This is a genomic window from Catellatospora tritici (genome assembly GCF_019083965.1).
In the GTDB taxonomy this organism is placed as follows: domain Bacteria; phylum Actinomycetota; class Actinomycetes; order Mycobacteriales; family Micromonosporaceae; genus Catellatospora; species Catellatospora tritici.
In genome coordinates, this window is sequence record NZ_JAHRCY010000004.1 from 483,325 (window position 1) to 496,627 (window position 13,303).

At 72.3% G+C, this 13,303-nt stretch carries 14 protein-coding genes; 5 read left to right on the plus strand and 9 right to left on the minus strand.

Going from position 1 to position 13,303, the window contains the following annotated elements:
* Window positions 1-459, minus strand: a complete 459-nt coding sequence (locus KUA19_RS43870) for a helix-turn-helix domain-containing protein (RefSeq protein ID WP_217396251.1) — start codon at window positions 457-459, stop codon at window positions 1-3.
* A gap of 49 nt (window positions 460-508) precedes the next feature.
* On the opposite strand from KUA19_RS43870, the gene KUA19_RS11920 reads away from it, so the two are divergent.
* The 3 genes from KUA19_RS11920 to KUA19_RS11930 all read left to right on the plus strand — a co-directional run bounded on the left by KUA19_RS11920 (window position 509) and on the right by KUA19_RS11930 (window position 3,205).
* Entirely contained in the window at window positions 509-1,693 is a 1,185-nt protein-coding gene (locus tag KUA19_RS11920; protein WP_217396252.1) for an MFS transporter, read from the plus strand.
* A gap of 68 nt (window positions 1,694-1,761) precedes the next feature.
* The gene (locus KUA19_RS11925; protein WP_217396253.1) at window positions 1,762-2,226 is read left to right on the plus strand and encodes a DUF3307 domain-containing protein; all 465 of its coding nucleotides are present in this window, start codon (window positions 1,762-1,764) and stop codon (window positions 2,224-2,226) included.
* Between the two features lie 22 nt (window positions 2,227-2,248).
* Complete coding sequence (locus tag KUA19_RS11930; RefSeq protein ID WP_217396254.1) at window positions 2,249-3,205, plus strand: phosphotransferase; 957 nt, start codon at window positions 2,249-2,251, stop codon at window positions 3,203-3,205.
* A gap of 1 nt (window position 3,206) precedes the next feature.
* Here the strand turns inward: KUA19_RS11930 and KUA19_RS11935 are convergent, their stop codons facing one another.
* Entirely contained in the window at window positions 3,207-4,661 is a 1,455-nt protein-coding gene (locus tag KUA19_RS11935; RefSeq protein WP_217396255.1) for a gluzincin family metallopeptidase, read from the minus strand.
* A gap of 65 nt (window positions 4,662-4,726) precedes the next feature.
* Here KUA19_RS11935 and KUA19_RS11940 point away from each other — a divergent pair, with 65 nt between their 5' ends.
* Window positions 4,727-5,755, plus strand: a complete 1,029-nt coding sequence (locus tag KUA19_RS11940; RefSeq protein ID WP_217396256.1) for a prenyltransferase — start codon at window positions 4,727-4,729, stop codon at window positions 5,753-5,755.
* Between the two features lie 65 nt (window positions 5,756-5,820).
* Here the strand turns inward: KUA19_RS11940 and KUA19_RS11945 are convergent, their stop codons facing one another.
* The 4 genes from KUA19_RS11945 to KUA19_RS11960 all read right to left on the minus strand — a co-directional run bounded on the left by KUA19_RS11945 (window position 5,821) and on the right by KUA19_RS11960 (window position 8,741).
* Window positions 5,821-6,549, minus strand: coding sequence for a hypothetical protein (locus KUA19_RS11945; RefSeq protein ID WP_217396257.1), 729 nt, complete (start codon window positions 6,547-6,549; stop codon window positions 5,821-5,823).
* Window positions 6,550-6,611: 62 nt separating this feature from the next.
* Window positions 6,612-7,760, minus strand: a complete 1,149-nt coding sequence (locus tag KUA19_RS11950; protein WP_217396258.1) for an RNA polymerase sigma factor — start codon at window positions 7,758-7,760, stop codon at window positions 6,612-6,614.
* The gene (locus tag KUA19_RS11955; protein ID WP_217396349.1) at window positions 7,757-8,164 is read right to left on the minus strand and encodes a YciI family protein; all 408 of its coding nucleotides are present in this window, start codon (window positions 8,162-8,164) and stop codon (window positions 7,757-7,759) included. The genes KUA19_RS11950 and KUA19_RS11955 overlap by 4 nt, the downstream gene beginning before the upstream one ends.
* Window positions 8,165-8,297: 133 nt before the next feature.
* Window positions 8,298-8,741, minus strand: coding sequence for a VOC family protein (locus KUA19_RS11960; RefSeq protein WP_308167426.1), 444 nt, complete (start codon window positions 8,739-8,741; stop codon window positions 8,298-8,300).
* Between the two features lie 137 nt (window positions 8,742-8,878).
* Between KUA19_RS11960 and KUA19_RS11965 the strand changes: the two genes are divergently transcribed.
* Window positions 8,879-9,670 (plus strand): class I SAM-dependent methyltransferase, encoded by a 792-nt coding sequence (locus tag KUA19_RS11965; RefSeq protein WP_217396259.1) that lies wholly within the window; start codon window positions 8,879-8,881, stop codon window positions 9,668-9,670.
* A 71-nt stretch (window positions 9,671-9,741) separates the two neighbouring features.
* Here KUA19_RS11965 and KUA19_RS11970 read toward each other — a convergent pair whose 3' ends face one another.
* Genes KUA19_RS11970 through KUA19_RS11980 form a run of 3 tightly spaced genes read right to left on the minus strand, consistent with a single transcriptional unit; the run spans window position 9,742 to window position 13,138 of the window.
* The gene (locus KUA19_RS11970; protein WP_217396351.1) at window positions 9,742-10,488 is read right to left on the minus strand and encodes a succinate dehydrogenase/fumarate reductase iron-sulfur subunit; all 747 of its coding nucleotides are present in this window, start codon (window positions 10,486-10,488) and stop codon (window positions 9,742-9,744) included.
* A gap of 11 nt (window positions 10,489-10,499) precedes the next feature.
* Window positions 10,500-12,434: a fumarate reductase/succinate dehydrogenase flavoprotein subunit gene (locus KUA19_RS11975; RefSeq protein ID WP_217396260.1), complete on the minus strand. Its 1,935-nt coding sequence runs from the start codon at window positions 12,432-12,434 to the stop codon at window positions 10,500-10,502.
* 2 nt (window positions 12,435-12,436) lie between these two features.
* Window positions 12,437-13,138 carry a succinate dehydrogenase cytochrome b subunit gene (locus KUA19_RS11980; protein ID WP_372451792.1) on the minus strand — a complete coding sequence of 234 codons (702 nt, stop codon included), beginning with the start codon at window positions 13,136-13,138 and terminating at the stop codon, window positions 12,437-12,439.
* Window positions 13,139-13,303 lie beyond the last annotated feature (165 nt).

Genomic DNA, 13,303 nt, shown 5'->3' on the forward strand with positions numbered 1-13,303 from the left:
CTAACGCCGTTCGGGGTCTTGCGCCACTCGGGTGGTCAGGACGATGACGTCCAGCACGCGGTGCCAGTCGAGCTCGGTCATGGACCGGCCGGGGTGAACGGCGGCGACGGCGGCCATCGCGGCGACGACCCGGTCGCGTACGGCGGGTTCGGGCTGGCCGGTGCGGGCGGCCAGCAGTGCGGTCTCGGCGCCGAAGCGGGGTTGGCGGGTGAACGCGGGCAGGGTGGCGGGCAGTTCGGGCGGCACGGGGGCGGCGTCGTCGGCCAGTTCCACGCGCAGCCGTCCGCCGAGGGCGCGGGCCAGCGCGGACAGGGCCGCCAGGGTGGGGTTGCCGCGTCCGTTCTCGAGGTTGGCGATGTAGGGAACGGACAGTCCGGCGTCGGCGGCCACGGCCGCGATGGTGCGTCCGGCGGCGGTCCGGCGGGCTTTGAGCACCTGACCCCACTCACCTGTTTCCATGAGAACATATCTTGCCACATTGTGTTCTGTGAGGATAGCTTGCCAAACCATGGGGATTCTTCGCGACAGCCGCGACTTCCGGCTGCTGTGGGCGGGCGCCGCGGTGTCGCAACTGGGTACGTACCTGCTGGTCATCGCCGTGCCCGCACACCTGTACGCGAGCACCGGGTCGGCGTTGGCGCCCGGGTTCGCGCTGGCCGTGCAGGGCCTGCCCGCGGTGCTGCTCGGCCCGTGGGCCGGGCTGCTCGCCGACCGGTACAGCCGCCGCACGCTGCTGGCGGTCGGCAACGTCGTCGCCGCGGCCGGGGTGCTGCTGATGGCGGCCGGAACCACGTGGGTGTACGCCGGACTGCTGGTCGAAAGCATCGCGGCCGTGCTGCTCGCCCCCGCCGCGCGGGCGCTGATCCCGGCGGTGGCCGCCGACCGGCTGGTCGAGGCGAACTCCGTCAACGCGTTCACCTTCGGGGCGGCCCGGCTGGCCGGACCACCACTGGGCACCCTGCTCTACGCCCAGACCGGCCTCGGCACCATCGTCACCGTCGACGCGGCCACCTATCTGCTCGCGGCGCTCGCGGCGGTGGCCCTGTCCCGGCGGCCCGTCGCGGCCACCCCGCGGGCCGGGGAGCCGGTCGGCAGCGCCCTGGCCGCCGGGCTGCGCTACGTCACGGCGACCCCGATCCTGCGTGGGCTGCTGGCGACCAGTTGGGCGTTCTGGATGCTCAACGCGGCGCTGAGCGCACTGCTGGTGCCGTACCTGGTGCGGCTGCTGCACCGGCCCGGCCCGGACCTGGGCTGGCTCATCGGCGGGCTGGGCGCGGGCTACCTGGCCGGGGCGGCACTCAGCCGCAAGGTGGCGCACCTGCCGACCCGCACGGTCCTGGTCACCGCGTACACGGCCGTCGCCGCGGCGTTCCTGGTGCTGTTCAACGCCCCGAACCTGGTCGTCGCCGCGCTCGCCGCGGCCGCCGCCGGTGTCCCGGGCGCGGTCGCCGGGGTGACCGTGCAGACCGCGCTGCCCCGGCACACCCCGGACCGGGTCCTGGGCCGGGTCAGTGCCGCGTTCTACGCCGGCGACGCCGTCGCGCTGGTCACCGGCGCGCTGCTGGCCACGGCGGTGGCCGGGGCCGGGCTGGCGCTGGTGCTCAACCTGCTCAGCCTCGCCGTGGCGGCGGTCGCGGCCGCCGGACTGTGGCTGCTGCCCGCGGCGCCCGTCACACCCGCGAGTGTCGCGTAGTGCACGCCACAGCCAAACTGTCGGCTGCCTCGCAGCGCCGCAGGCCCCGACCGGTCCACCATTGACACATGTCATCCCCAGCCGAGCAGCTGCTCACCGAACCGCTCGTGGTCGCACGCGCGGCGACCTTCGCTGTCGTGCTGCTCGTGCTGTACGTCGGGCACCAGGTCGGCGACCATGTGGCCCAGACCGACCACCAGGCCGAGGGCAAGGCCGAGGCCGGCGGGCGCGGTTGGCGGGCCATGGCCGGGCACCTGTTCGGCTACCACCTGACCCTGCTGGTGCTGCTGCTGGGCACCACCACCCTGCTCGGTCTGCCGCTGTCGTGGACCGGACTGGGCGCCGGGCTCGGTTTCTCGCTGGCCACGCACGGACTGCTGGACCGGCGCTGGCCGGTGCGGGCGATCCTGCGCGCCACCGGCTCGCCCCGCTTCGCCGAACTGACCACCCCCGTCAGCGGCATGTACGCCGCCGACCAGGCCCTGCACCTGGCCGCACTGCTGATCTCCGCGCTGCTGATCGTCGGCCTGTGACCCGGCCGGTACCGTGACCGGCATGCCCGACACGGTGGTCCCCGACTGGGACGCGGCGCTGAGCTGGATCGACACCGCACTGGCGGCGGGCGGGCGGCATCGGACCGGGCCCGTCGCGCAGACCCGGGTGCGGCCCTGGTCACTGCTGGCCCGGGTACCCGTCGACGGCACCGAGCTGTGGTTCAAAGCCAACGGCCCCTGCTCGACGTACGAGGCCGCGCTCATGGCGGCGCTGGCCCGCTGGGCACCGGGCCGGGTGCTCGAACCGATCGCGGTCGAGCCGGAGCGCGGCTGGTCGCTGCTGCCCGACGGCGGCACGACGCTGCGCCGGGCCGCCCCGGACGACCCCGGGCACTGGGCGCCGATGCTGACCCGCCACGCCGAGCTGCAACGCGACCTCACCGGCCACACCGGGCGGATGCTGGCGCTGGGCGTGCCGGACATGCGTCCCGAGCGGTTGCCGGGGCACCTGGCCGCGCTGCTGGACGATCCGCTCGTGCGCGCGACCATGCCCGCGGCGCGGCTGGCCGCGCTGCGGGCGCGGCAACCGCTGTTCGCCGAGGCGTGCGCCCGGCTCGGTGACAGCCCGGTCCCGGCGTCGGTGCAGCACGACGACCTGTACGACGGCAACGTGCTGGTCGGCGACGGCTGGCGGTTCTTCGACTGGGGCGACGCGTCGGTCGGCCACCCGTTCGGGGTGCTGCTGGTCGCGCTGCGGGTGGCCGCCGACCGGTACGGCCTGCCACCGGGCGACCCGGTGCTGCGGCGGTTGCGCGACGCGTACCTGCAGCCGTGGACCGGCCACGCCGACCCGGCCCGGCTGCGTCAGGACGTGACATCGGCGCTGGCCGGGGCGAAGGTCAGCCGGGCGGTGTCGTGGCGGCGTTCGCTCGACGGTGTCGACGACGCGGCGCTGGCCGAGTACGGCGGTGAGGTCGCCGACTGGCTGGGGCTGCTGCTCGAACCGGACCTGGTGTGAGCTACCCGGCCCGGCGCAGCTGCGCCAGCAGCGCCGTCGCCGACGGGGCGCGGCCCAGGACGTCACGCAGCACCTGACCGCAGCCACGCGACAGGCCCCACCGGTAGACGTGTGCGCTGACCCAGCCGTACCAGCCGGGATCACCGCCGGTCCAGTCACCGCGTACGGCGCGGACCGCCGCGCGCAGGTCGGCGGCGATGATCGGTCCGAGCGCATAGTTGACCATGTAGCCGGGTTCCTGGACGAGCTGGCCCCGCATCGCCCACCAGGACAGCTCCGGATGCGCCACGACACCCAGGTAGGTCGAGGTCAGCTCAGCCCACACGTCGTTGGGGCGCCGGGTGGGGTCGGCGTGCAGCCGGATCTCCAGCAGCGCCCAGCACACGTCGAGCATGACGTCGGCGTAGCGGTCGCGCAGCGACACCGGCTCGGGCACCTCGCCGCCCAGCCAGCGGCGCTGCCACGCCGGTTCGGCCGTGTCCAGCGCGGTCAGCTCCGCGACGGCCTCGGTGAACGCGTCGCTGTCGGGCCAGTCGGCGTACGCGGGGCGGGTGTCGATCGCGGCGACGTGCAGGGCGTGCCCGGTTTCGTGCACCAGTTCGGTCAACTCCCCCAGCCCGCCCGCGGTGTAGGTGCCCAGCACCCACGGCTGGGCGCGGCGGCCGGGCCGGGGCCGGGAACCGAACGTCGTGTAGGCGACCGGGACCGGTGGCCGGTCGGGCCTGGGTGCGGTGTCGTAGCGAACGTCGAGGGCGGCCGGGTCGGCACCGAGCGCGGCGTGGTAGGCGTCGGACAGCGGCCGCAGCCGCCCGACCGGGGTGGCCTCACGCAGCACGCGGGCGGTGGTGCCGTGGACGTACCACCAGTCCCAGGGTTCGATCGGGTCGCGGGCGGCGCTGACCTGCCGCCACGTGTCGAGGACGGCGACCAGGTCCGGTTCGACCGACGCCGGGTCCAGGCCGAGCGCGGTCGCGTTGGCGGCGACCGGGCCGCCGCCGGCCCACCGGCGGGCGCTGTCCGGCAGCATCCGCCGGTACGGGCTGTCGTCGCCGTCGCCGTCGATCGCGGCCCATACCGGCCGCAGCGCCAGGAACAGGTCCCGGCGCGTGTGCGGGTCGGGTTCCCGGCCGAGCAGTCCGAGCACCGCGAGCCGGGTCAGCCGCTGCCCACCGACGTGCACGGCGCCCTGCTCACGCGCGTACGCCCGCTCGATCTCGGCCAGGTCCTCACCGCCGCCGCCCGACGCGGGCCCGGCCCACGCCAGCATCGCGGCCACCGCCGGGTCGTCGGTGCCGCCGAGCGCGACCAGGTCCGCCCGGACCCGGTCGCGGGCCTGGGCCGCGCGCGCGGTCAGGTCCGGGTCGCCGGGGCCGAGGGCGGCGGCGAGCTCGGCCCGGTCGTCGAGCTCGCGGGCGTGCAGGTACGCGGCTTCGAGGGCGGTGCGGGCGGCGGGCATGGCCGAGACGATAGATGATCCGCTGGGCGGACTCCGGCCGTCCCGGATGGCGGTACAGTGCGGCCGTGGCAGCCCAGACGAATTCCCTCGCGCTGCGGGCCCGCCTGGCGGCCTGGCGGTACGCGTTCCTCACCACCAACCCGCCGGAGCAGGGTGTCGTCGACGGCGTCACCCGCTGGCTGGTCGTCACCCGAGCCGGGGTGCTGCCGATGACACTGACCTCGGGGATCCTGGCGGTGCTGCTGGCCGTGATCGCCGATGTGCGCGTCGACTGGCTCAACGTGACCCTGGCCGTGGTCGGCATCGTGGTCGCGCACCTGGCCAACAACCTGATGAACGACCTGGCCGACACGGCCGTCGGCAACGACACCGAGAACTATCCGCGCACCCTGTACGCCCCGCATCCGATCCTGGCCGGGCTGGTCACCAGGAAGCAGCTCGTCGTCGGCATCCTGCTGTGTCAGGTGCTGGACCTGGCCATCATGGTCACGCTGGTGGTGCGGCAGGACTGGTGGATCGTCGCGTTCGCCCTGGGTGGGCTGTTCCTGTCGTGGGCGTACACCGCGCCGCCGCTGCGGCTGAAGAAGATCGGCCTCGGTGAGCTGGACGTGCTGCTGACCTGGGGCCCGCTGATGGTCGGCGGGGTGTACTACGCCGGTACGGGCACGCTGCCGTGGCAGGTCCTGGCCGCCGCGACCGTGTACGCGCTGCTGCCCACGACGGTGCTGATGGCCAAGCACATCGACAAGCTGCCGTATGACGGCCCGGCGGGCACCAGGACGTTCCCGGTGCTGATCGGCGAACCCGCCGCCAAGCGGCTCACCCAGGCCATGATGATCGCGTTCTACGTCGGGGTGGCGGTGCTGGTCGCGGTCCGGGCGCTGCCGTGGACCGCGCTGCTGGTGCTGCTCGCGGTACCGATGCTGGTGAAGGTGGTGGCCGCGTTCAACCGGCCGGTGCCTGCCGAGCCGCCCGCCGACAACCCGGTATGGCCGCTGTGGTGGGCGCCGATCGCGTTCCTGCACACCCGCCGCGCCGGCGGCCTGCTCCTGCTCGGCCTGCTCGCCTGGGCCGGGTACAGCTGGGTGCGCTGACGCGCGGGGTCGACCGCCCGCCCGCGGATGAGGGCATACACGCCGGCCCTGCCGGATCCTGTTGACTACTGCAGCCACCAGGGGTCGCGCGGCACCTCACCGGGCGCGGGCCACGGATTCGTCGGCGGGACGCCGCCGCCCCAGATCCACAGGGCCGGGAACAGCGACGCCATGGCCACCAGCGCGACGGGGCCGCCGAGCTCGTCCAGCTGGCAGATGATGATCGTGATCCCCGCGAGGGCCGGCACCAGCCAGCGCCAGGTCCAGCCGCGGTCGGTGACGGCGGGGAACTCGTACAGCGTCGTGAACAGCGGGTTGAGCCCCCGACCCGCCGCGGTGGCGGGCCACAGCCGCCCGAATCCGGGCACGTCCACCACGAACATCGACTTCAGGCCGGGGCAGCGGCGCACGGTGGCCTCCCGCGGCGCCGAGCCCACCCGCAGGAACCACGGCTCGTAGACGACGCGCTGGTAGTAGACGTCGCCATCGGTGTCGTGCACCCGCAGGTACCCGCTGTACACGCCGACCCGGGTCGGCGTGCACACCATCGCGCGGACGGTGAGCCGGCGCGGTGCCGCCAGCACGGACAGCGCGCAGCGCAGCAGCCGGATCAGCCAGAACCACAGCAGAGGCACGCCGAAGAGCAGGTAGCCGACGATCGGCACCCACTTGCCGTCGCTGGGCGGCGGCTGCTCGCCGAGCTGCCACAGCAGCCGGCCGGTGAAGCCCGCGAGGGCGACGACGGAGATCACCGCGAGTTCGGCGCCGGGTCCGAACCGTGACTGCCGCTCCATGGCTGCCCACCGTAGCGACCAATGTCAATGGTTGAGGCCGGGACGGGTTTCGGGCGTTCCGGTCAACCCGTGCGCAGCTGCGCGTTGAGCCGTGCGGCCTGTCGCGTGAGGTGGTCGCGTTCGGGGAGGTTGGGCGCCGATCGGGCGGCCTCGGCGTAGAGCCGTGCCGCGGTGACCGGGTCACCGTCACGCTCGTGCAGGTACGCCGCGGCCGCGGTGTGGCGGGGCAGCGCGGGGTCGAGCAGCGCCAACGCGGCCAGACCGGCCCGCGGGCCGTCGGCCTCGCCGACGGCGACAGCCCGGTTGAGACGGGCCACCGGGCTGTCGGTGAGGCGCACCAGTTCGTCGTACCACTCGACGATCTGCACCCAGTCGGTCTCCTCGGCCGCCTGGGCGTCGGCGTGCAGCGCCGCGATGGCGGCCTGGGCCTGGAACTCGCCCAGCCGGTCGCGGGCGAGGGCCGCCTGGAGCACGTCGACGCCCTCGGCTATCAGCCGGGTGTTCCACCGGCCGCGGTCCTGCTCGGCGAGGGGCACGAGCCTGCCGTCGGAGCTCATCCGGGCCGGGCGCCGGGCGTGGTGCAGCAGCATGAGCGCGAGCAGCCCCGCGGCCTCCTCGTGGTTGGTCTTGGCCGCCAGTTGGCGGGTGAGCCGGATCGCCTCGGCGGCGAGGTCGACGTCGCCGGAGTAGCCCTCGTTGAAGACCAGGTAGAGCACGCGCAGCACCGTGGCGACGTCCCCGGGCTGGTTGAAGCGGACGCCCGAGACGGTCCGCTTGGCCCTGCTGATGCGCTGCGCCATGGTCGCCTCCGGCACGAGGTAGGCCAAGGCGATCTGACGCGTGGTCAGGCCGCCGACCGCGCGCAGCGTGAGCGCGACGGCCGAGGCCGGGGTCAGGGACGGGTGCGCGCACAGGAAGTAGAGCCGCAGCGTGTCGTCCACCGCCTCGACCGGGCCGGGCATGGGCTCGACCTCGACGCGTATCTCACGGTGTCGCCGGGAAGCGTCGGCGCGGGCGACGTCGAGGAACTTCCGCCAGGCCACGGTGACCAGCCAGCCTTTGGGGTCGCGCGGCGGGTCGTCCGGCCACCCGCGTACGGCCTCGAGCAGTGCGTCCTGGACGGCGTCCTCGGCCGCCGCGAAGTCGGCTCCGCGGCGGACGAGGACTCCGATCACCGCGGGCACCAGCTCCCGCAGCAGCGACTCGTTCACTCGGTCACCGTGGGCGCCTCGGACAGGAACGGGCGCACCTCGAGCCACTCGTGGATCGGCTTGCCACCCGCACCCGGCGCCGCGGACAGCTCGCCGGCCAGCTCGAGCGCCCGCTCGTAGGTGTCGACGTCGATCACCATCCAGCCGGCGATCAGGTCCTTGGTCTCCGCGAATGGGCCGTCCGTGACCGGCGGCCGCCCCTCGCCGTCGTAGCGGACGAACGTCCCCTGCGGCGACAGTGCCTGGCCGTCGACGAACTCACCGGTGCCCTCGAGCCGAGCGGCGAAGTCCCGCATGTACTGCATGTGGGCCGCGACCTCCTCCGGCGCCCACTGGTCCATCGGCACGTCGTTGACCGCCGCCGGCGCGCCCCGGTAGTGCTTGAGCAGCAGGTACTTGGCCATCATGTTCCTCCTTGGTGCGGTACGACCCATTGTGGCCGTGTTCACCACCGGGGACGGAGCCGCACGTGGTTTCTCGACATGCCGCCGCGACGTTTTCCGGGCGGATTTTCACCCGAACGGTCGCGCCGGGCCGTCAGCTGAGCTGCTCGGCCAACGCGACGATGATCCCCTCGGGGCCGCGGAGGTAGCAGAGCCGGTAGCTGTCCCCGTACCGTGCCACTTCGCCGAGCAGTTCGGCGCCGTGGGCGCCGCGCAGGCGGGCGAGGACGTCGTCGATGTCGTCGACGGCGAACATGACCCGGTGCAGGCCGACGGTGTTGGGCGGCGGGCTCTTCGGCTCGGCGCCGATCGCCTCGGGGTTGCGGTACTTCGCCAGCTCCAGCTTCCCGTGCCCGTCCGGGGTCCGCATCATCGCGATGTCGCAGCGGATGCCGTCGAGTCCGACGGTGCGGTCCGCCCAGCCGCCCTCGATCCGCGCCCTGCCTTCGACCTCCATGCCGAGTTCCACGAAGAACGCGATCGCGGCCTCGAGGTCGTCGACGACGATGCCGACGTTGTCCATCCGCTGAATCGTCACGGTGGTGCTCCTTCTTCGTCGCGTGGCCTGTCGTGCCACTGATATACCCGGGACGGAGCCGGCGCCGCATTCTCGACACCCCGAAACGCGCGGAAAAGCGTTTGCGCGGATGCGGCGTCGTCGTGAGACTGCCTGCCGTGGCAGAACCAGCATGGAAGCTCTTCGACCGGGTCGCCGACGAGTACGACCAGGTGGCCCCGTTCTTCGCCGAGTTCGGCACCGCCATCATGGAGGTGCTTGATCCTCCCGCCGGGTGCCGGTTCCTGGACCTGGGTTCCGGGCGGGGTGCGCTGACCGCACCGGCCCTGGCGCGGGGCTGTGTCGTGACGGCCGTCGACGCGTCACCGGCGATGGTCAAGCGGTTGACCGCGGCCTACCCGGCAGTGACGGCGCACGTGATGGATGTGCAGGCGCTTGCGCTGCCGGAGGGAGGTTTCGATCTCGTCGGCTCCTCGTTCGTCATCCACGTCCTGGACGACCCGGCCGCCGGAGTCGCCGAGGCGTACCGCGTGCTGGCCCCGGGTGGGCGTTTCGCGTTCACCGGAGGCAGCGCCCGTACCGGCGGCGGAGGTGGCGCACCGTCGGTCGCCGACGAGACTTCGCTCGGCAGCCGCCTGAACGGCCTGTTCGGGCGGTTCGCGGCCTACCTGGACCCGGACGCGGGCATGGGTCGGCCGGTCGACGCCGCCGACCTGCTGGAGGAGGCGGGCTTCGTGGATCTGCGCGAGGACAGTGCGCAGGTCGCGATCACGTTCCGGGACGGCGAGATGCTGTGGCAGTGGGCGATGAGCCACGGCTACCGGGCGTTCATCGAGGCCCTGCCCGACGACCGGCGGCAGGAGTTCTACCGCGGGGTGCTGGAGCTTGCCGAAGACGACCGGGTCCTGCGGCGGACCACGGGTGTCTGGTCGGGCCGCAAACCCGGCTGAGGCCCGCCTCGGATGTGCGCAGGGCCGCGCCCGTCAACCGGACGGGCGCGGCCCTGTGTCGGCCGTACGGGTCAGGACGCGGCGCGCAGGGCGTGCCGGAAGTCCTTGTTGAGCTGGGCGATGGCCTGCAGCGGGATGCCCTTCGGGCAGACCGAGGTGCACTCGCCGGTGTTGGTGCAGCCACCGAACCCGGCCTCGTCGTGCGCGTGCATCATGTCGATGACGCGGGTGTCGCGCTCGGGCTGGCCCTGCGGCAGCAGACCCAGGTGGGTGATCTTCGCGGCGGTGAACAGCATGCCCGAGCCGTTGGGGCACGCGGCCACGCAGGCGCCGCAGCCGATGCAGGTCGCGGCCTCGAACGCGGCGTCGGCGTCGGCCTTGGGCACCGGGGCGGCGTGCGCGTCGGGGGCCGAGCCGGTCGGCGCGGAGATGTACCCGCCCGCCTGGATGATCTTGTCGAACGCGCGGCGGTCGACGACCAGGTCCTTCACGACCGGGAACGCCTTGGCCCGCCACGGCTCGATGTCGATCGTCTCGCCGTCCTTGAAATGCCGCATGTGCAGCTGGCAGGTGGTGGTCGCCTTCTCCGGCCCGTGCGGCACACCGTTGATCACGAGGCTGCACATGCCGCAGATGCCCTCACGGCAGTCGTGGTCGAAGGCGACCGGGTCCTCGCCGTCGAGGGTCAGCCGCTCGTTGAGCACGTCGAGCATCTCCAGGAACGACATGTCCGGGGAGACGTTCTGCAGCTGGTAGGTGACCATGGCGCCCTTTTCCTGGGCGTCGGCCTGCCGCCAGATGCGCAGCTTCAGGCTCATCGACTTCTGGGTCACTTGTAGCTCCGCTGACTCGGGTGTACGTACTCGAAGGTCAGGTCCTCCTTGTGGAGGACCGGGCTGTCGCCGGTGAACTCCCACGCGGCGACGTAGCTGAACCGCTCGTCGTCGCGCTGGGCCTCGCCGTCGGCGTCCTGGCTCTCGGCCCGGAAGTGCCCGCCGCACGACTCCTCGCGGTGCAGCGCGTCGATGCACATCAGCTCGGCCAGCTCGAAGAAGTCGGCCACCCGGCCGGCGCGCTCCAGCGACTGGTTGAGGCCCTCGCCGTCGCCGGGGACCTTCACCCGCTGCCAGAACTCGGCCTTCAGCTCACGGATCTCGCTGATCGCCTTGCGCAGCCCGGCGTCGGTGCGCTCCATGCCGCAGTATTCCCACATGATGCGGCCCAGCTCGCGGTGGAACGAGTCGACGGTGCGGTCGCCGTTGATCGACAGCAGTTTCTCGATGCGCTCCTCGACCTGCTTGCGGGCCTCGGCCACCTGCGAGTTCTCGCCGTCCAGCTTCGGAAACGGGCCCGCGGCCAGGTAGTCGCCGATGGTGTTGGGCAGCACGAAGTAGCCGTCGGCCAGTCCCTGCATCAGCGCCGAGGCGCCCAGCCGGTTGGCGCCGTGGTCGGAGAAGTTCGCCTCGCCGATCACGAACAGGCCCGGGATGGTCGACTGCAGGTCGTAGTCGACCCACAGCCCGCCCATCGTGTAGTGCACCGCCGGGTAGATGCGCATCGGCGTGGTGTACGGGTCCTCGCCGGTGATGCGCTGGTACATCTCGAACAGGTTGCCGTACTTGGCCTCGACCGCGTCACGCCCGAGGCGGTTGATCGCGGCGGCGAAGTCCAGGTACACGCCCAGGCCGCCGGGGCCGACGCCACGGCCCTCGTCGCAGACGTTCTTGGCCGCGCGCGAGGCGATGTCACGGGGCACCAGGTTGCCGAACGCCGGGTAGATGCGCTCCAGGTAGTAGTCGCGCTCGTCCTCGGGGATGTCGGCCGGGACCCGGGCGTCGCCCTTGGCCTTGGGCACCCACACCCGGCCGTCGTTGCGCAGCGACTCCGACATCAGGGTGAGCTTGCTCTGGTGGTCGCCGGAGACCGGGATACACGTCGGGTGGATCTGCGTGTAGCACGGGTTGGCGAACAGCGCGCCCTTGCGGTGCGCCCGCCACGACGCGGTGACGTTGCAGCCCTTGGCGTTGGTGGACAGGAAGAACACGTTGCCGTAGCCGCCGGAGGCGAGCACGACCGCGTCGGCGAACTCGGTGCTGATCTCACCGGTGACCAGGTCGCGTACGACGATGCCGCGGGCGCGGCCGTCGACGATGATCAGCTCCAGCATCTCGTGCCGGTCGTGCATCTGCACAGTCCCGGCCGCGATCTGGCGCTCCAGGGCCTGGTACGCGCCCAGCAGCAGCTGCTGGCCCGTTTGACCCCGGGCGTAGAAGGTCCGCGACACCTGGGCGCCGCCGAAGGAGCGGGTGTCGAGCAGGCCGCCGTACTCGCGGGCGAACGGGACGCCCTGGGCCACGCACTGGTCGATGATCTGCACCGAGATCTGCGCCAGGCGGTGTACGTTGGACTCGCGGCTGCGGAAGTCGCCGCCCTTGACGGTGTCGTAGAACAGCCGGTGGACGCTGTCGCCGTCGTTGCGGTAGTTCTTGGCCGCGTTGATGCCGCCCTGGGCCGCGATCGAGTGGGCGCGACGCGGGGAGTCCTGGTAGCAGTACGACTTGACCTGGTAGCCGAGCTCGCCCAGGGTCGCCGCGGCCGAGCCGCCGGCCAGGCCGGTGCCGACCACGATGACGGTGAGCTTGCGTTTGTTGGCCGGGTTGACCAGCTTGGCGCCGAAGCGGCGCTGCTCCCAGCGGGTCTCGATCGGGCCCTCGGGCGCCTTGGTGTCGGCGACCGGGTCGCCGAGGGTGTAGTAGTCCGACATGGTCACTTCACCAGCCCTGTGAGTACGGCGAACGGGACGGAGAGGAACCCGGCGACGATCACCGCGGCCACGGCCAGCGCGACGCCCTTGAGGGCCTTCTCGCGGCGGTCGTTGCTGACACCCAGGGTCTGCAGCGCGCTCCAGATGCCGTGCCGCAGGTGGAAGCCGAGGGTGAGCACGGCCAGGGCGTAGAACGCGGTGACATACCAGCGGTCGGGGGCGAAGTCGGCGGTGACCGCCGCGTGGGCCTTGCTGGTGTCGGCGACCGGGTTGATGGTGCGGGTGGTCAGGTCGAGGATGTGGTAGACCACGAACAGCACGATGATCACACCGCCCCAGCGCATGGTGCGCGCGGCGTAGGAGCCCTGGACGGGCTTGCGGTGGGCGTACTTGACCGGCCGGGCCTTCTTGGCGCGGATCGTCAGCACCGTCGCGGCCCAGATGTGGGCGACGATGGCGACCAGCAGGCCGACGCGCTGGATCCACAGGAACGCCGAGTACGGCAGCATCGGCTCGCCGATCTCGCGCAGCCAGTGCGCGTACGAGTCGAACGTCTGCGCGCCAAAGAAGATCTTGAGGTTGCCGATCATGTGCGCGAGGAGGAAGAGCACCAGGAGTGCTCCCGAAACCGCCATGATCACCTTCTGGCCGACCGTGGACCGCAGAAGTCCAGGTCGGGCGAGGGTCTGATTCGCTACTGCCACGTCTCGCAGGCTAGGACGCTGTGGATCAGGCGTCCAATGCATGACACGGGCCCAGTCGATAGCCGTACGCCATACTGAAACAGCTTCAATTGATCTTTCAGCGTGCATTCAGGGTCCCCAGATGCCGCTTCGCCGCCGCAACGCGTCACCGGCCTGTGAGGCACA